The sequence below is a fragment of the Clostridium akagii DSM 12554 genome (assembly GCF_000686725.1).
Lineage (GTDB): Bacteria > Bacillota > Clostridia > Clostridiales > Clostridiaceae > Clostridium_I > Clostridium_I akagii.
Genome location: NZ_JMLK01000017.1, coordinates 1 through 18,421, shown reverse-complemented (window position 1 = coordinate 18,421; position 18,421 = coordinate 1). Strand labels below are relative to the sequence as shown.

17 protein-coding genes, 1 tRNA gene, 1 rRNA gene and 1 riboswitch are annotated in these 18,421 nt (G+C 29.6%); of the genes, 2 read left to right on the top strand and 17 right to left on the bottom strand.

Features of this window, described 5'->3' with window-relative positions:
• Positions 1–31: 31 nt before the first annotated feature.
• From BR66_RS0110165 to BR66_RS0110145, 5 genes are all read right to left on the bottom strand, one after another.
• The gene (locus BR66_RS0110165) at positions 32–1,720 is read right to left on the bottom strand and encodes a GspE/PulE family protein (protein WP_026882846.1); all 1,689 of its coding nucleotides are present in this window, start codon (positions 1,718–1,720) and stop codon (positions 32–34) included.
• A 211-nt stretch (positions 1,721–1,931) separates the two neighbouring features.
• Positions 1,932–3,293, bottom strand: coding sequence for an O-antigen ligase family protein (locus tag BR66_RS0110160; RefSeq protein WP_026882845.1), 1,362 nt, complete (start codon positions 3,291–3,293; stop codon positions 1,932–1,934).
• A gap of 284 nt (positions 3,294–3,577) precedes the next feature.
• Positions 3,578–4,387, bottom strand: coding sequence for a MetQ/NlpA family ABC transporter substrate-binding protein (locus tag BR66_RS0110155; RefSeq protein WP_026882844.1), 810 nt, complete (start codon positions 4,385–4,387; stop codon positions 3,578–3,580).
• A 124-nt stretch (positions 4,388–4,511) separates the two neighbouring features.
• A riboswitch (SAM riboswitch) is annotated at positions 4,512–4,621 on the bottom strand.
• A gap of 310 nt (positions 4,622–4,931) precedes the next feature.
• Positions 4,932–5,312, bottom strand: coding sequence for a CBS domain-containing protein (locus BR66_RS0110150; protein WP_026882843.1), 381 nt, complete (start codon positions 5,310–5,312; stop codon positions 4,932–4,934).
• A gap of 64 nt (positions 5,313–5,376) precedes the next feature.
• Entirely contained in the window at positions 5,377–6,177 is an 801-nt protein-coding gene (locus BR66_RS0110145; RefSeq protein ID WP_026882842.1) for a ribonuclease H-like domain-containing protein, read from the bottom strand.
• Positions 6,178–6,453: 276 nt separating this feature from the next.
• Here BR66_RS0110145 and BR66_RS0110140 point away from each other — a divergent pair, with 276 nt between their 5' ends.
• On the top strand, positions 6,454–6,918 hold the full coding sequence (locus BR66_RS0110140) for an Lrp/AsnC ligand binding domain-containing protein (RefSeq protein WP_026882841.1): 465 nt from the start codon (positions 6,454–6,456) through the stop codon (positions 6,916–6,918).
• Between the two features lie 84 nt (positions 6,919–7,002).
• A complete protein-coding gene (locus BR66_RS0110135; protein ID WP_026882840.1) occupies positions 7,003–7,218 on the top strand; it encodes a DUF378 domain-containing protein in 216 nt (71 codons plus the stop codon).
• A 51-nt stretch (positions 7,219–7,269) separates the two neighbouring features.
• On the opposite strand, the gene BR66_RS0110130 is transcribed toward BR66_RS0110135, so the two are convergent.
• The 12 genes from BR66_RS0110130 to rrf form a co-directional block, all read right to left on the bottom strand.
• The gene (locus BR66_RS0110130; protein WP_026882839.1) at positions 7,270–9,006 is read right to left on the bottom strand and encodes a phosphoenolpyruvate carboxykinase (ATP); all 1,737 of its coding nucleotides are present in this window, start codon (positions 9,004–9,006) and stop codon (positions 7,270–7,272) included.
• A gap of 192 nt (positions 9,007–9,198) precedes the next feature.
• Positions 9,199–10,515 (bottom strand): argininosuccinate lyase, encoded by a 1,317-nt coding sequence (gene argH, locus BR66_RS0110125; RefSeq protein WP_026882838.1) that lies wholly within the window; start codon positions 10,513–10,515, stop codon positions 9,199–9,201.
• Between the two features lie 2 nt (positions 10,516–10,517).
• Complete coding sequence (locus tag BR66_RS0110120; RefSeq protein WP_026882837.1) at positions 10,518–11,726, bottom strand: argininosuccinate synthase; 1,209 nt, start codon at positions 11,724–11,726, stop codon at positions 10,518–10,520.
• A gap of 252 nt (positions 11,727–11,978) precedes the next feature.
• Complete coding sequence (locus BR66_RS0110115; protein ID WP_026882836.1) at positions 11,979–12,986, bottom strand: isocitrate dehydrogenase (NAD(+)); 1,008 nt, start codon at positions 12,984–12,986, stop codon at positions 11,979–11,981.
• Between the two features lie 27 nt (positions 12,987–13,013).
• Entirely contained in the window at positions 13,014–14,402 is a 1,389-nt protein-coding gene (locus tag BR66_RS0110110; RefSeq protein WP_035795973.1) for a beta/alpha barrel domain-containing protein, read from the bottom strand.
• Between the two features lie 367 nt (positions 14,403–14,769).
• Complete coding sequence (locus BR66_RS0110105; protein WP_026882834.1) at positions 14,770–15,486, bottom strand: lysophospholipid acyltransferase family protein; 717 nt, start codon at positions 15,484–15,486, stop codon at positions 14,770–14,772.
• Positions 15,487–15,576: 90 nt separating this feature from the next.
• Positions 15,577–16,044: a hypothetical protein gene (locus BR66_RS0110100; protein WP_026882833.1), complete on the bottom strand. Its 468-nt coding sequence runs from the start codon at positions 16,042–16,044 to the stop codon at positions 15,577–15,579.
• Positions 16,045–16,377, bottom strand: a complete 333-nt coding sequence (locus BR66_RS0110095; protein WP_051624179.1) for a hypothetical protein — start codon at positions 16,375–16,377, stop codon at positions 16,045–16,047.
• Positions 16,349–16,891, bottom strand: a complete 543-nt coding sequence (locus BR66_RS0110090) for an RNA polymerase sigma factor (protein ID WP_026882831.1) — start codon at positions 16,889–16,891, stop codon at positions 16,349–16,351. The genes BR66_RS0110095 and BR66_RS0110090 overlap by 29 nt, the downstream gene beginning before the upstream one ends.
• A gap of 5 nt (positions 16,892–16,896) precedes the next feature.
• Positions 16,897–17,955, bottom strand: a complete 1,059-nt coding sequence (locus BR66_RS0110085) for a LiaF transmembrane domain-containing protein (RefSeq protein WP_026882830.1) — start codon at positions 17,953–17,955, stop codon at positions 16,897–16,899.
• Positions 17,956–18,098: 143 nt separating this feature from the next.
• A tRNA-Asn gene (locus BR66_RS0110080) sits at positions 18,099–18,173 on the bottom strand.
• 5 nt (positions 18,174–18,178) lie between these two features.
• Positions 18,179–18,295 (bottom strand): 5S ribosomal RNA (rrf, locus tag BR66_RS0110075).
• Positions 18,296–18,421 lie beyond the last annotated feature (126 nt).

Below are 18,421 nucleotides of genomic sequence, written 5' to 3'. Positions count from 1 at the left end.
ATTTCCCCTTTCTTCTGTAATTAATCATGGACTACTCTTTTACTAATGCTATTTTAAGTAATTCTTCCACAGTAGTTTTTCCAGATAAAACAAGATTTTCACAGGAACTTCTTATGGTCTTCATTCCATTTTCAGTGCTTAAGCTTTTCAAATCTTCAGTACTTCCGCTATTCATTATCAATTCTTTATGTTTTTGAGTTATTTCCATAATCTCATAAACACCCATTCTTCCCAAATAGCCTGTCCCATTACATCTTGGACACCCTTTCCCCTTTTTAAGTTTTAAGCCTTCAATTTCTTTTATACCTAATATTTCTTTTTCATAATTGCTTGCTTGGTACTCTTGTTCACAATATGGGCATATTTTTCTCACTAGTCTTTGTGCTATTATACCTGTTACCGCGCTGGCAACTAAATATGGTTCAACCCCCATGTCCACAAGTCTAACTATTGATGAGGCTGCATCATTAGTATGAATTGTACTTAAAACTAGATGTCCTGTTATAGCTGCTCTTACAGATATTTCCGCTGTTTCAGCATCTCTCATTTCACCTATCATAACTATATCTGGATCCTGTCTTAATATGGATCTAAGTCCCGCTGCAAATGTTAGTCCTGCTTTTATATTAACATTTACCTGATTTACACCCTCAAGTACATACTCTACTGGATCTTCAACTGTTATTATATTTCTATCATTGGAGTTTAACTCGCTTAGAATAGCATACAGAGTTGTGGATTTTCCACTACCTGTTGGTCCAGTAACAAGTATTATCCCATAAGGAGATTTGATTATTTTTTCAAGCTTTTCTATATTATCCTTATCCATTCCTAAATTTTCTTTGCTAATATTTGCACTGTTACTTCTAAGTATTCTGATTACTATTTTCTCTCCATGGATAGTTGGAAGAGTAGATATTCTTAAATCAATATCTTCATCCCCAACTTTTACTTTCATTCTTCCATCTTGAGGCATCCTTTTTTCTGCAATATCTAAATTTGACAATATCTTAATACGGGTAGTTAAAGGTGCTAGTGATTCTATGGGCAATTTCTTTTTTTCTATAAGCATTCCATCTATTCTATATCTTATTTTTATGTAATGATCAAATGGTTCAATATGTATATCACTACTGCTTGAATTTATTGCATCACTTAAAACTAAGTCCACAATCTTAACTATGGGAGCCCTGTTAATATCAGTATCTTCAAGATGCTGATTATCCTCTTTTTCAATTTTAAGGTTATGTTCTTTAGTAAACTCTTGTGCTGCTTTCTCGACTTTTTCTCCTGAATAAATTTTATCTATAAATTTTATTATCTCATCATTAGTTGCAATTAAAGGTTTTACTTCATATCCAGAAGAAATCCTAACGTCATCCTGGGCAAATATGTTCAGTGGATCAGCCATAGCTATTTCGATTTTATCTCCGCTAAGAGCTACTGGTACTAATATATATTTTCTAGCTAAATTTTCTGGTACAAGTTTTGTTAATTTATAATTTATATTTATAAAATCTAAGTATACCCTTTGAATTCCTAGTTGAATCTCAAGAATATCTATTATATCCTCTTCACTTATGTATCCTTCATCTATTAATATTTCCCCAAGCCTTTTTTCTGTAACTTTTTGTTTTTTTAAGGCTTCTTCCAATTCTTTTTCTGTTATTTTTCCTGATTCTACTAATAAATCCCCTAATCTTTTAATTTCTCTTGGCATTATAACTCTCCCCATGTAGGAAATATTCTTTCTAATTTCATTATACTATGGCATTTTATATGATTCAACATATTTTCTATATTTTTCTATATTTTTTATAACTTGAATTAAAAATCGAGTTATATTTTAATTTTTAATATATAAAAGGGTCTTATTTACTTATATTTAAATGAATTTATACTTTTAATACTTAATGTGTGATTTTATTGGTTTATATACCATCATATGAAAATTTAAGCATTACTCCGAGTATTATCCAGTACATTGGTGCAAATGCAACTACACTATTGTTAAAAAATGCTTGGACTAAATACGCAACTACGGAACATATTAAAGCAATTAACATCCTGTTGCTTTTTATTTTGCTAAATGCTTTTTTTAGTAAGATTATTATAAATATTATATATATTATTAAAGCAGGTATTCCTAAAGTAGCCGCAATGTGCAAATACTCATTATGCGCCTGAGTAACAATGGAACCTTTTGTAGACCCATCTGCACCTCCATCATAAACAAAATATCCATAAATTTTTTTGAATTCCAGGTCCAGCGTATCAGGCCCACTACCTAAAATAGGATTATATTTAATTGTACCTAATGTCTTTTTCCATATATAAATTCTATCCGAGCCAGCAGTCTCGTATTTATCAGAATGAATAATCAGTGAGTTTGCATCATTCCCTATTGAAGTAGCTCTATTAAACATGCTGTTATGTGATGACACATTAAATACAATTGTAACTACCAGTAATATGCTCAATATAGTTGCAAATTTTTTTATCAAGTTTTTTTGATATCTTAATATCAAGCAAAACCCTAATAAAATCATTATTATAAAGCCAACCCATGATCCTCTAGTAAACGAACATAACAAACAAATATATGTTATAACAGAAACAATTAGGAAAATATATTTATAAATTTTTTCTGAATAAACATAGGCAAAAATAAATATCGGCAAAACCATAACAGTATATGCACCAACCCAATTGTGCTGACCCAGTGTTGAATAAACTTCATTGATGTTTTTCCCAATCAAATTATGCCCGTAGAATTGGGATATTCCAATTATTGAAACTATGGAGGATGTCACTCCTAACATAATTAAATGTATTCTAGAAAATTTGTAGTAAACTGATGTGATTTTGAATAATATTATATAGGAAAAAAGTGTTAGAGTTCCCGCATACCAGAATATTTTACCCATTATTGATCTAGTGACAGAAATAGAATTAATGGTGGAAAGTAAAATTAATATAAAATATGCAAAAATAATATAATCTTCTAATTTGATTTTATTCTTTTGAATTTTTTTAGTTTTTATAAGTAAAATAAATATTATTATAGCTATAAATGTATACATATAAATTATCTTAGGGCTTAGCATTCCGTCAAATCCGTGAGTTTTTATTATAATAGGAAGAAATACAGCAATTACTGCTATATAAAAGTTTATTATATCTTTGTAGTTAACTTGTTTGGATATTAAATAAATTAATAGCGTCATACAAATAAAATAAATACCATAAAAGCATATTTTAATACCACTTTGAAAATAATCCGCATTATCCATAACTACTACAGGTAGTATGCATGTTAATATAAGTGCAACAAAAATTTGTTTGTTTTTATAAATTTCCTTTTCTATTCTCCTTACCTCCCCTTTAATTCCGCATCAATAAACAGATTATATCATTTTTCACCGCTTATATAAACATGTTTTACCAATATTTTTGTTATGTGAATTAAACTTAACATAAAATCCGAACAAAATAAAAAGGATATAAATACATTTGTCCTAGCAAATCTACTTACATCCTTTTTATTTTAATTTTTCATTAGTTATTTTCTCTGCTATTAAAATGCAGGAACTATACTTCCCTTGTATTTATCTTCAATAAATTTCTTGATTTCTGGAGAATTAATAGCTTTATCTAAAGCTTTAATATAAGGTTTGTTTTCATTTCCTTTTTTAACTGCAATTATATTTGCATAAGGTGAATCCTTAGCTTCTAAAAATAATGCATCTTTTGTTGGGTTTAAATTTGCTTGAAGTGCATAGTTTGCATTTATAACTGATATATCAACATCATCAAGTGTCCTTGGAAGTTGTGCTGCATCAAGTTCTGTGATTTTAAAATTCTTTTTGTTTTCAGTAATATCACTTACCGTTGGTAAATCAACTTTTTTAACTTTAATAAGTCCTGCTTTTTGTAGCAGTTGTAATGCTCTAGCCTCATTTGAAGCATCGTTTGGTATAGCAATTTTTGAACCATCTTTAAGTTCTTTTAAACTCTTTATTTTTTTTGAATATATGCCCATTGGTTCAATGTGTACTTTAACAGTAGAAACTAAATCTGTTTTATGTTCCTTGTTATAAGTATTTAAGTATGGTATATGTTGAAAAAAATTCGCATCAATTTCTCCATCATTTAATGCTACATTGGGTTGAATATAGTCGGTAAACACCTGTATCTTAAGTGTATATCCTTCTTTTGCAAGTATTGGTTTTACTTTTTCCAATATCTCAGCATGAGGAATTGGAGATGCACCCACTATTATAGTTTTCTTGTCTGTACTAGAAGTGCTAGCTTTACTTGCTCCACAGCCTGTTATGGCGAATATTGTTACTAGTCCTAATAGTATTACTCCTAAATGTTTTTTCATTGAAAGAACCCCCTTAAATTATGCTTATTTTATATTTTGTCTAAATGATCTGTAATATGCATTTATATGTCTTCAAAAAAAAATAAATGTCCGAGAATAAAACCGGGCATTTATACCACCATTATTCTTATCTCTCAGCTTAAGCTGCAGGAATTAGCACCATTATGCTGAACAATATTCAGCACTGGTTGTTGGGCTTCAAAGGGCCAGTCCCTCCACCTCTCTTGATAAAGTGAAAATTCATTTAAATGAATATTTTTCAGTAGTTATCTTTTAATTTCACTGCACATATTAGTTACATTTATAATTCTTATTTAAATTATAGGTTTAGTTGGTTTTAAAGTCAATGCACTTTAGTAATTTTCATATAATTAACATTTATTAACTGCCTTTATTATCATATTGATAATAATTTTATAATATTTTGTAAATTATAAAATATTAAATTAACATGTTCAATGAGTTTCCCAAGATAAAGTAGATAAAAGTAGCTTTATAGAAATAATCTACTTTTATCACTTTTATTGATTTTCCCACTGCTTACTTAACTCTTAGCTTTAAGAAAGTAGTCCACAACGTCTTCAAGTTCAAAAATACCTAAAACTTTTTTATTTTCAATCACAGGCAAAGCCAATATATCGTTTTCTCTTAGTCTGATAGCAGCTTCTTCAACTTCTTCATCTCCACTAGCACTAATAACTTTATCAGACATAACTGACTTTACTGAATAAGTATCATAGTGACCTTCTTCAACTAAAAACCTGTATATATCCGCCTTTACTACCATTCCAACTAAATTCAAATTATCATTTACAACAGGTACACCATTTATCCCATTAGTATTCATAAGTTCAAGCGCACTTTTTAAAGTTTTATCCTCATTTACATAAAAATATTTTGTGTTCATAAGCTCTTTAACTTTCATAAGATCACTTCCTCTATATTATTATAACATCCCTGTGGCATAATAAATCGAAATATATTATGATTTAGTAGTTTGTAGCAATCATTTGTAATAAATTTTTTTCATCACAACTTCCCTTAATTAAACTATCAATAATTTTACTTGCTATTTTTTTAGAAACCTTGTTATAATCTATTTCCAAAGTTATATTATTTTTATCAAGTAAATATTTTAGATAACTTAATTGTTTTTCAGTTATACCATCTTCCCTAGCAAAATCAGATCCAGTTTCTATTTTAAACACGACTTTAAATATTTTAGGGAGATTTAGCACATCTTCATAATTATGAAGCATTATTACATCCCTTAATTTTTCTGACTTTGACCTTAGATAATCCATGTATAATTCTACACTTTTCCCACCATCAATTTTGTCCAGTCTATTTATACCAATATATTGCTCTACAGTTTTAAGATTACATCTAGCTAGTCCAAGTTGTTTATAGTATGGCTTTATCATTCTATAAAGATCAACATGTTCTGATGGTGCTATAAAGTTTTCTATACCGTTTATGATCATTCTATTATTTATAAAAGGTTCATCGAATGCTTTTCCATTATATGAACACCATCTATCATATCCTTTTAAGTCTTCCATAAATGCTTCTAACACATATTTTTCGTCGGATTTTTCTTCTGCATAATACTGTTTTATTCTAAAATTATTTTCATCTGTAAATGAACCTAATGAGATTAACATTATTATATTTTCATGTTTATCAAAACCCGTGGTTTCAATGTCAAAATATGCAATGCTTCCCATTTCATATTTATTTATCATATCTTTATTTAAAATTAATTCTGAATCTCTTTCAATTACTACCATTAAAAATCCCCCAAATTATTTTTTTTCACACTAAAAAGTATACAACATTTTTAATTTTTTTGAAACTAGGACAATTATTTTAAAATTCGCTGTATATTTTTTATGTGAAAAGTGTAATAATAGTAATATATCCTGTAATTATTATCAATATATCAATATATAGCTTAGATATTTGCAAATTGTGAAACTCGTATATTTTTTTTCAAATTTGCTTTGATAAACTGGCAATAAATTTGGTATAATATTATTGATTGGCATACATAGGAGTTGATTTGAATGAATATTAATATTAGTGGTTTAGATGAACTAGATATTCAGATTTTGGATATCTTGGTTAAAAATTCTAGAACGCCTTATCTTGAAATAGCCCGGATGTGTCACGTAAGTGGTGGTACAATCCATGTAAGAATGAAAAAGATGGAAGATTTAGGGATTATCAAAGGTACTAAGTTGATCATAGATAATTCTAAGCTTGGTTATGATGTTTGTTGCTTCATCGGCATATTTTTAGACAAGGCTATTTCCTACAATGGAGTTCTTGAAAAACTGAAAACCATAAATGAAATAGTTGAGCTTCATTACACTACAGGTGATTATTCACTTTTCGCAAAAGTGATTTGTAAAAGCATTGCAGATTTACAAGAGTTACTTATGAATAAAATACAGGTCATTGAAGGCGTTCAAAGGACTAGTACTTTTATATCACTATCTCAACCAATTGATCGAAATATACAATTTTAATTAAAACTTTTAATAGTCTTGTTATAATTTATTGAAAACTACACATAATAGAGTTGTAAATTTCAATAAAGGAGATGGGCTTTTATGAAAAGCTTGGATATCATTACACTTGTTTTAATTATTATTGGTGCTATAAACTGGGGTTTAATTGGTTTTTTCCAATTTGATTTAGTTGCTGCAATATTTGGTACTATGTCAACTTTTACTAGAATCATATATGCATTAGTTGGTATAGCCGGTTTATATGGTATTTCTTTTTTCGGAAGAGACAGGGATCACACAGTAGAAAGAGAAAGATAATTTACAAAAATAAAGCCCAACAATGTTGGACTTTATTTTTGCTACAATAGATTATATGGATTTTACAACCTCGAGTAACTTTTTAGCAGCCTCCATCGGCCCGTTTTTTTCTTTTCCCTTTAGTCCAAGACAGGTTCTTAATTGTCCTATTTTAACCCCAGTGCTCTCAAATTTACTGAAATATTCTACTAAAAGTTTATCTGTTTCTTCTTTTTTTTGTACAGGTCCAAAGGGATTTGCAAAATAGGTGTTAACTAGCCCCTTCTCCGTAGTTGTTCCCTTTGCAATTCTGGCCCCATTTCTAAACGTTGGTAAAGCCTGCGCTTGACTGGAAAAAAATTCTAGCTTTTCTCCGTCATCATAATTATTTGCATACAAAAATAAATCTATTGGATATCCCTTTCTTATATCATTATATGTTGCCACAGGCATAACCAATCTTGCATTAATTTTATCTGGATTCATAAATATACTTCTATCAATTTCTCTAAAAGCATATCCAGGATCCAAATCATCCAGTCTTACAAAGGCACCTATCTCTGTTCCAAAGCCTAAAGGTTTATCATCCCCATTAAGTTTAACCACACCCATATCATCAAATATTATAGTCATATCGCTTATATAATCTTCACTTAATTCTCTAAAAGCTTCAAGGCTCTCAGATTTTCCTGCCCCACTATCACCCATTATAATTATATTGGACTCTTTACCATTTTTAGTTATAATATTCACCATAGCACCATGGATTGGTAAATATCCTCTCTTTATCATTATCAGATTATGGAGAGTTAATGTCATCTTTTTCATGTATCCAAAATAATCAATTTCCTCACCATAACTAATATAACCTAGCATTATGTCATTTTTAGTATCATCATAAAAAACTGTTTTCACTTTATCATCATTGTCTTTTGCTCCAAATACATAAACTATATCAGGTTTTTTATTTTCATATTCCTCTCCTCTTGCCATTTCAAACAAATTGCATAAGGCTATACCATGGCCCATAAAGTCCCTATGAAAATATATAAATGCCAAAAGTTCTCCCACCTTAACTGGCATACAATACCAATGTTCTTTTTCTATGGAACATCCCTTTAATGGATTGCTATAAACTTCACTAAATAATCCATCTCTTGTATTCTTTTTAGGGTATATTATAAAGGGTGGATCGATTAAAACAGAATCAATAAAATGAATTCCTTTAAGACAAATATATTCATCAAAAAGATTCCATTTTATATTATTGACTATTACTCCTACATTTCCACCAGCAGGTAATTGCCTATATACATTAGGTTTGCGCCCTTCTATATTTTCTTCAATTTTTCTGTATGTAGATAATACAAGGTTTGAAAATCTGTTGCTAGCATCTAAAAAACTTAGATTTCCAATCCCTTCATTTACACCTCTATTTTCTATGAGAGTATACCTTTCAAGTTTTCTCCAAAATCCGTACATACCTTCAACAAAATTCATAAGAATATCTTTATCTTGAAATATACTTTTGTATTTATAATTCACATTAATAATAGATTTTTCATCCATAATGGTGAGAAGTTTTAAAAAATTAATTATATTTTCAGTTATCTCTTTATTGTCACTGCTTGCCTTAAGCTCACTGATATATTTGTATATATTAGACCTTCTTTTCTCAAGAGTCTTTAAATATGCCAAAGTAACCTTTTTAAATCCATTACTTGTGAGTAACTCTTCATGTGTAGTACAATATTTTACTGTAAAATTAATCATTGCATTATCATTACTAAGTGAAAAATCTTTTACCATGTTTATTATCCCCCTTTGAATTTTATGAAAATCATAATAATATTTCGCATATTCTCTAGCTACTATAAATCTATTTTACATCACTTGTTGTTAATTTATAAAGTAGATTTTATATTTTTATTATAATTCTCTGTTCATTATGTTATTTTTTAATGCAAAAAGAGAGCGGGATAATAAAACTCCCGCTCTCTTCTATTTCATTTCTTTTTTTATTCCGCGACTCAATGTGTTTTCATAATCAATGAACTCATATATATCCTCACCAAAAAGTTTGCTAAATCCTTTAAGGTCATCTATTGTAAGTTCTTCTATTGATTTATTATCACTTTCACACTTCAATACAATTTCGCCAATAACTCCATGTGCATCTCTAAATGCCATGCCCTTATTAACTAAATAGTCTGCTGCTTCAGTGGCATTTAGAAATCCATGTTTTACAGCTTTAAGCATAGATTCTTTTTTAACTTTTATTGTTCCAAGCATGCCATTCATTACTTTAATGCAACTAAGGGAAGTATTTAGTGCATTAAAGAAGCATTCCTTATCTTCCTGCATGTCTTTGTTGTATGCAAGGGGTATTCCCTTCATAGTTGTTAAAAGCGACATAAGGCTACCATATACTCGTCCTGTCTTGCCTCTTATAAGTTCAGCCGCATCTGGGTTTTTCTTCTGAGGCATAATACTGCTTCCAGTTGAAAACTCATCGCTTATTTGTATAAAATCAAACTCTTTAGTACTCCAAATTATTAATTCTTCACTTAGCCTGCTTAGATGCATCATAATCATTGAGAAATCAGACATAAGCTCTATCAAATAATCTCTATCACTTACTCCATCTAGAAAGTTATCAGCTACTCCACTAAATCCAAGCTCACTAGCCGTATATTTTCTATCTGTTTTATAAGTAGTACCAGCAAGTGCGCAGCAACCAAGTGGACTAAAATCCATAATTTCCATAGCATTTTCTATTCGTGCTACATCTCTTGTGAACATACTAAAATAAGCCATCATATGATGTTTAAAAGTAACTACTTGAGCTCTTTGCATGTGAGTGTAACCTGGCATAATATAGTTATTTTCTTCACCTATTTTTTTTATTGTTTTTAGTAGCTCGTGTAAATTTTCTACTACCTCTTTCGCCATATTCTTAGAATATAATCTCATGTCCAATGCAACTTGATCATTTCTACTTCTAGCAGTATGCATTTTTTTCCCTGCATCGCCTATTCTGTCAATTAAGTTAACTTCCACAAAGCTGTGGATATCCTCATAATCTCCATTGATTTCAAGTTTTCCATTTTCTATATCAATAAGTATTGCATTTAGTCCTTCAATTATTTTATTTACATCATCTTTATCTAATATATGGCATTTTTCTAGCATCTTTACGTGTGCTATACTACCTATAATATCTTCATGATATAAGGTTTTGTCAAAGCTTAAAGAACTATTAAAATCCTCCATAAGCTTACTTTCTGAATTTTCGAATCTTCCGCCCCAAAGCTTCATAATTATTTACCTGCCTTTTTTATATCCTTAAGTGCTTTGATTTTGATCGGCAAACTGAATAATTTTATAAAACCTTCTGCATCTTTATGATCATATAGGTCACTTGCTCCAAAAGAAGATATACCTTCATCATATAGTGCCTCCTCTGAATCAATACCTGCCACCATGATATTACCTTTATAAAGTTTAAGTTTAACTGTACCAGTTACATTTTCTTGAGTTTTATCTATAAATGCATCCAGTGCTTCTTTTAAATTAGTAAACCAAAGTCCATCATATACAAGTTCTGCATATCTTTGAGCAATAAGTTGTTTGTAATGGAAAGTATTTTTATCCATAGTAAGACTTTCTAGTTCTCCATGAGCTGCATATAAAATTGTTCCACCTGGAGTTTCATATACTCCTCTTGATTTCATTCCTACTAGTCTGTTTTCTACTAAATCAATTACTCCAATACCATTTTCTCCACCAATCTTATTTAATAATTGAACAAGTTCTACAGGAGCTAATTCTTTACCATCTACAAGTTTTGGAATTCCTGCTTCAAAATAGATGCTTACATAACTGGCTTCATCTTTTGCCTTTTCTGGTGGAACTACCATTTTGTACATTTCAGTTTTATGTTCATTACTCGGATCTTCAAGATCTCCGCCTTCATGACTTATATGCCATATATTCATATCCTCTGAATATATTTTTTCCTTTGTAACAGGAACTTCAACCCCAACTTTTGCAGCATAATCTATGGCATCTTCTCTTGATTTTATATCCCATATTCTCCAAGGTGCTATGATTTTTATAGAAGGATCAAGAGCAGCAATGCTTGCTTCAAATCTTACTTGATCATTCCCCTTACCAGTACAACCATGGCAAATATATTTTGCTCCTTCTTTTTGTGCAATTTCAACAAGTTTTTTTGCTATAAGTGGTCTTGCAAAAGCTGTTCCTAAAAGATACTTTCCCTCATAAACTGCACCTGATTTTATTGCTTTATATAAATATTCTTTTACGAATTCTTCTTTGACATCTTCAATATAAATTTTATAGCAACCTGAACTAATTGCTTTTTTTTCTACAGCCTTCATATCGTCATCTTGTCCTACATTTACACATACGGCAATAACATCTATATCATAATTTTCCTTAAGCCATGGAATTGTAATTGATGTATCAAGGCCTCCTGAATACGCTAAAACAACTTTATCTTTCATAATGAAATCATCCTTTCTTTAATAAATATACATATTTATTTATATTTTATTTATATTTTTATTGAATTTGCTTGTTTATCTATAACTATTATATATCTTTTATTATAATTATACAATATTAATTTATATTTATACATAACTTTTTTAAATAAAATCACTAAAAAGGATGCAAGCGAATTTATTTAAATAAATCCACTTGCATCCTCAATGCTTTAACACGTCAATAATACATTACCTTATTTAGGCATTTGATTATTTAAGGTATTTAATTATTTCAGCTGTAAATTCTTTTGTAGTAGCATTGCCACCTAAATCTCCAGTTAACTTCTTTCCTTCTTCAAGTACCCTTGAAACAGCATTATGAATTCTGCTTGCAGCTTCAGTCTCGCCAATATACTTTAACATCATCACTGAAGATAAAATGGTTGCAACAGGATTGGCAATACCTTTTCCTGCAATATCTGGTGCTGATCCATGCACTGATTCAAATATAGCTATATCTTTACCTATATTCGCCCCTGGCACCACTCCTAAGCCTCCTACAAGACCTGCTCCCATGTCAGACAATATATCTCCATAAAGATTAGGCATAACTAGTACATCATATTTTTCTGGATTTTGTACTAGTTTCATGCTCATTGCATCTACAATCATATCTTCAAAACCAATATCCGGATAATTTTTTGCAACATTTCGTGTGGTATTTAAAAATAACCCATCTGAAAATTTCATTATATTTGCTTTATGCACTACTGTTACTTTTTTTCTTCCTTCATTTCTAGCATACTCAAAAGCGAATTTAGCTATTTTTTCAGTAGCTTCCTTTGTAATAAGCTTAATAGTTTCAGCAGCATAATCACCTATCATATGCTCAATTCCACCGTACAAATCTTCTGTATTTTCACGTACTATTACAAGATCAACATTATCATATCTTGATTTTATACCTTTATAAGTTTTAATAGGCCTTACATTGGCATATAAATTAAATTTTTGTCTAAGTGCTACATTTACGCTTCTAAAACCTTTTCCAACAGGCGTTGTTATTGGGCCTTTAAGTCCGATTTTATTTTTTTCTATGCTCTCTATAACATACTCTGGCAGTGGTGTGTTATACTCTTCCATTACCTTTGCGCCAGCTTCTACAACATCCCATTTTATATTTACTCCAGCTTCTTTTATTATCTGTGTTGCAGCTTCTGTGACTTCTGGTCCTATTCCGTCACCTGGTATAAGTGTTATATTATATTCTTTACTCACAATTAAAACCTCATTTCTCTAAAATATTTAACCTGCATAACTACCTTCTACACATATAAGTTCTTGAAACACACTCTTTACTATTAATTCAAATTCTTTATTACTTATGGCAGAATTTCTACCACCTTCATACTCAGAGTCAACCCAATTTTTGACTTGCAAAATTCTTTCATCTCGCTTACTTATTTTATCATCATTACTCAATTTAAAATAGGTATTTATCCAAGCGGCTATTCCTGCCTGACCTGAATATTCGTTAACTGCAATTAAAATTGGTCTATTTAGAATTTTGCTGGTATCAAAAATATTATATATTTCTTCGTCTTTAAGCATACCATCAGCATGGATTCCAGCCCTAGTAAGATTAAAATCACTTCCTACGAAGGGAGTTCTTGCTGGAATTTCATATCCCATATTAGTAGTAAAATAATGTGCCAATTCTGTAATAATCCTAAGATCCATATTTTTAGTATTACCTTTTATTTGACTATATTCCATAACCATGGCTTCTAAAGGACAATTTCCAGTTCGTTCTCCTATTCCAAATAGCGTAGTGTTTACACCAGATGAACCGTACAACCAAGCAGTTACTGACCCAGGTACTACATGATAGAAATCATTGTGTCCATGCCATTCTAAAGCGCTAGATGGTACATTACCATACTTTACTAGCCCACTTATAATCTTAGGAATACTTCTTGGCAATATCGCTGATGGGTATGAAACACCTAGCCCCAAAGTATCACAAGCTCTTATCTTAACTTGTATCTTCGCTTCCCTGGACATTTCCATTAGTTTATTTACAAGTGGAATTACAAATCCAAAAAAATCCGCTCTTGTAATGTCCTCAAGGTGTACCCTTGGAACTATACCATATTCTAAGGCTTTTGCAACTATGGCTATATATTTATTGAAAATTTCTTTCCTTGTAGACTTAAATTTTTTAAAAATATGGTAGTCAGAACAGGACATAAGTATACCTGTTTCTCTAATTCCAAGATTTTTTACTCGCTTTAATTCGTCAATATTAGCTCTAATCCAAGTTGTTATTTCTGGGAACTTATAACCTAATGCTTGACAATCCTCTATAGCCTTAATATCCCTATTTGTATAAATAAAAAACTCTGTTTGTCTTATGATTCCGGAATTATTATCAAGTTTATTTAGATATTTAAATATTTCTACTATTTGTTTTTCTTTAAATGGGGTCATAGATTGTTGACCATCTCGAAATGTAGTATCCGTAATACAAATATCATTAGGTAAGTCCATGGTCACAAGTTCTTCATCAAATTTAACTTTAGGTACATCTGAATATGAAAAAATATCCCTGTATAGATTGGGTTGTTTAACATCTTCTATTTCATAACTGATTTTGTTGCCTTTTTCATCAACGTTGAAATCAAAATCCATCATAACATCACTCCTTTATAAATACCAATTTGCAAGTTTAATAGAACATAAATTCAATTAATAGTCCATTTACCTATATGATGTATTTTCCAATTTAATAATTATACCAATATGTTCAACATATCTTCTAAACAATATTGAATAAAATTAATAATAATACATTTATTTATTGATTAATACAGTTATTTTATCATAGATATTTGCAACTTGCAAATCTGTAAATTCATTTTTTTGAATGATTTAACATTTGATTTTTCATTTACATGTTATGTAATCACACCAGTAAACTAAAAAATAAAAAAACTAGAAACAGATTTAGTTTCTAGTTTTCAATTCTATTTTATGGAATTTATTATGTATCTTTGTAAGATTAACCTAAGATTTTAAGTTCTTCTGCAATTTTTTCTTTTACTATCTCTGCTAAGTTTGCACTTTCTTCTTTTGTTAATTCAGATACATTTATAGGCTTCAGTATTGACATATTTATAGTTGCTGGCTTAAGTTTTCCCTTACTACCCTCAAAAACTTCAAATGAGTTATCTAATACAATTGGTACTAAGGGTGCTTTAGCCTTTAATGCAATCCTCATACTACCTTTTTTAAATTCGCCTAATTTATGACTTTTACTCCTTGTTCCTTCTGGGAAGATAAGCATACTATAACCATTGTTAACATTAGTAATTGCTTGATTTATTGCCTTCAATGATTCTCTAATATTTTCTCTATCAATAAACACACAATGCATATCTTTCATCCATGTACGAACAATAGGTATTTTTAATATTTCTTTTTTAGCAACAAAGCCGAGATTTGTATTAAGTCTTGACATTAACACTAAAAAATCTGCATTCCCTTGATGATTTGAAACGAATATACAATTTCCTTCAGGTAAATTTTCCAAACCTTTTATATTTACCTTCACTCCTAAGACCTTTAACATATGGCTAGACCATAAATTCACCATTTTATACACACAATAATCATATTTCTCAGATGATTTTGCTTTTCTAGCTACAAACATATAAAATCTAAAAAACAGTGTTAATATTAACAATAAAACAAAATAAATATACTTTAGAATATACATTCCTTTACCTCTTTTCAAAGTCTACACATACTCTCATTATAACTGCCTATATGTTATTTTTCAAGTAATTTAGTCATTGGACAATAAAATTCAATTAAATTTATCCTTACCTCTTACTAAAAGATAAATTCCAATCAATATAAAAAATCCAGGTAAAAAATATTGTTTTATAGTATAAAAAATATCAAATGCTACAAAAATCTTATTTACTAAAGCAAGTATTCCAATTATAATTAGTAGCCATGCAAAAGCAATCCATCCACCATTTGATATGTTTATATTTTTCACCTCATTCTTTGAAAATAAACTTTTATCTTGAATTATTTCTCCCCTATTATATTTACCAGATATTTTATAAGTATCAAAAAAAGTATATAACCAGAATGGAATGGAAAATATATATGAAATAAATCCTAACCCAATATAATCAAATACCTGTGGCACTACAAAAAATAATACCATAGACTCTATTCCATACCGTAGCATTCCAAAATACATATAACCTGCTCCTGGTAATAATGCCACTAGAAATGTAACCGCTCCACTTTTTTTCTCCATTTAGAACCACTCCTCTATTTCACTTTTCACACCATCAAGCTTATATCTACACTCATATTGATAGACATTACTCTGAAATGTTATTTTTCCCTCTATATTTAAAACCGAATATTGAATATTACTAATTCCTAAAACACTCATAATAATTCCACTTAAAATAAAACTCGCAGCCACTGGTCTATTAATAAACTCTAATAACCAATTCTTATGTTTTTTTTGTTTTTTTGCATTTAATTTTTTTAGCAGAGTTTCGTTATAATCACTGGATATATTAATTTTATGTGAAGAGGATTTTATAATACAATCAATGTAATCCCAGCTTTTTTTCATCATAAATACCGTCCTCCTTAATAAACATAGCTCTTAATTTTTGTTTTCCTCTATATATTCTTCCTTCAACAGCCTTTTGTGATATATTTAATATTTTACCTATCTCCTTTTGATCTAAACCCACATAATAAAATAAAACAATTGGAATTTTTATATCCTTTGGTAACTTATTTATACACTGCCTTACATATATTTTTTGATCTAAATCCTCAGCTTTTACACTTACATTAACAATGCCTGTAAGCATTGATTTAATACTTAGTTTTCTCTTAAAATCTATACATCTAGAAACTGCAATTTTATACAAATAAGTGGATATAGAACTTTGCTCCCTAAATTTATTTGCATTTTTATAAAAAGTTATAAACACATCTTGGGATAAATCCTCTGCCTCATGACTATCTTGTGTATAAGAATAACATAATGCTAAAATTTTCTTTTTATAATTATCAACTAAATATATAAATGATTTTTGATCTCCTAATCTAATTTTAGCCATCAGTTCTTCATCATTCAACCTGCTCACTCCTGACTGCTGATTTTTATAGATCCAAGGTTTAAACTGATATCAGCAATATTGCTTCCATCTCCCGTACTCTTATCTAAATCTCCATTATTTACTTTTTCATCATTAAATTTGATACTCCCCATTTTACAGCTTAATGATGCCTTTATATTCTGTTCTTTAGTATTTATTTTTACTACTCCGTTATTTGCATTAATTTTAATACTTTTAAAATTATAGTTATTAATATCAGTAGTTCCATTCTTCATATCAATATCCACATTGGAAACATTACCATCTATATTGTTTTTAATATTATTACCTTTTACTTTTATATTGCTTACATCTTTTATATTCACATCTGCATTATTAGTATCTAAATTTACACCAGCTAAACTTTGTACTTCTAGTTTTGAATTTTGAGATTGAATATCCATTGTAGAATTTGACAGATTATCATAAGCATCAATTTTAGAATTATCTATTGCAAGATTTAAATCGAATCCATCTGGAATGAATATAGTTCCTTCTACTCCTTCAACAAAATTTTCATCTATAGCCACTGAATGAGACCCCTCTTGATTTATATCATTAATCTCATATTTATTAACGTTACTATTGTTATCAACCTTAACAGTAAGTTGAAGTTTTACATTACCGTCTTCTGATTTTTTAATATTTACATCTCCGTTTTTTGTTTCGAATCTAAACTTCTTATCTTTCGTATTTATAATTTTAGTCACAGCTATGTTTCTTGTATTTCCATCAAAATTTATATTCCATATATTATTACCCCATTCTGAATATCCCTTGCTAATAATTCCATATGTTCCATTATAAACATTAGTTAAAACAAAAATAATTATAATAAATATAACTCCCATATTAAAATTATGTTTTACAGTTTTTGTAGAATTCCTAGAATTTATCAGAATTTCTATACCCAATATTATAAATATAATTGGCCACCATCTAAATATCTGATTAGCCATTTGTGGATTTATATTTCTTAATGCTAACCAGACGCCATAATAAACGAGACCTAGAGCAAAAGATACTGTTCCCATTTTTTTCATTTAAATTCACCCCTATTAAATTTACTCTTCATATATATAGACGTATATAAACCCAATAATCCCATTAATTATAAATAAAAAAAATAGAAAATAAAAAAAACCTAGATTTAATTAAAAATCTAAGTTTATTATATCAAATAAAATGGCTCTGCGAAAAGGATTTGAACCTTCAACCTATCGGTTAACAGCCGAGTGCTCCACCGTTGAGCTATCGCAGAACATTTACCAGCGACGACTTACTCTCCCACCGGGCTACCCCTGCAGTACCATCAGCGCTTTAGAGCTTAACCTTCGTGTTCGGAATGGGAACGGGTGTTGCCTCTAAGCCATTATCACTGGATGCTAGTTTTCTCAAAATCTCCGATTTTGTTAGAAAACTGTACTCCTCAGCACAGCTGAGCGAGTATCCTTTAAAAATAGACCCTCAACCTAAGGAACCTTTCAACCCTCAAATCCAAGAATTTGC

Excerpts from the sequence above, each read along its gene's own strand:
- BR66_RS0110165 (WP_026882846.1), bottom strand. The coding sequence starts at position 1,720 with ATGCCAAGAGAAATTAAAAGATTAGGGGATTTATTAGTAGAATCAGGA.
- BR66_RS0110160 (WP_026882845.1), bottom strand. The coding sequence starts at position 3,293 with ATGGATAATGCGGATTATTTTCAAAGTGGTATTAAAATATGCTTTTAT.
- BR66_RS0110155 (WP_026882844.1), bottom strand. The coding sequence starts at position 4,387 with ATGAAAAAACATTTAGGAGTAATACTATTAGGACTAGTAACAATATTC.
- BR66_RS0110150 (WP_026882843.1), bottom strand. The coding sequence starts at position 5,312 with ATGAAAGTTAAAGAGCTTATGAACACAAAATATTTTTATGTAAATGAG.
- BR66_RS0110145 (WP_026882842.1), bottom strand. The coding sequence starts at position 6,177 with ATGGTAGTAATTGAAAGAGATTCAGAATTAATTTTAAATAAAGATATG.
- BR66_RS0110140 (WP_026882841.1), top strand. The coding sequence starts at position 6,454 with ATGAATATTAATATTAGTGGTTTAGATGAACTAGATATTCAGATTTTG.
- BR66_RS0110135 (WP_026882840.1), top strand. The coding sequence starts at position 7,003 with ATGAAAAGCTTGGATATCATTACACTTGTTTTAATTATTATTGGTGCT.
- BR66_RS0110130 (WP_026882839.1), bottom strand. The coding sequence starts at position 9,006 with ATGGTAAAAGATTTTTCACTTAGTAATGATAATGCAATGATTAATTTT.
- argH (WP_026882838.1), bottom strand. The coding sequence starts at position 10,515 with ATGAAGCTTTGGGGCGGAAGATTCGAAAATTCAGAAAGTAAGCTTATG.
- BR66_RS0110120 (WP_026882837.1), bottom strand. The coding sequence starts at position 11,726 with ATGAAAGATAAAGTTGTTTTAGCGTATTCAGGAGGCCTTGATACATCA.
- BR66_RS0110110 (WP_035795973.1), bottom strand. The coding sequence starts at position 14,402 with ATGATGGATTTTGATTTCAACGTTGATGAAAAAGGCAACAAAATCAGT.
- BR66_RS0110105 (WP_026882834.1), bottom strand. The coding sequence starts at position 15,486 with ATGTATATTCTAAAGTATATTTATTTTGTTTTATTGTTAATATTAACA.
- BR66_RS0110100 (WP_026882833.1), bottom strand. The coding sequence starts at position 16,044 with ATGGAGAAAAAAAGTGGAGCGGTTACATTTCTAGTGGCATTATTACCA.
- BR66_RS0110095 (WP_051624179.1), bottom strand. The coding sequence starts at position 16,377 with ATGATGAAAAAAAGCTGGGATTACATTGATTGTATTATAAAATCCTCT.
- BR66_RS0110085 (WP_026882830.1), bottom strand. The coding sequence starts at position 17,955 with ATGAAAAAAATGGGAACAGTATCTTTTGCTCTAGGTCTCGTTTATTAT.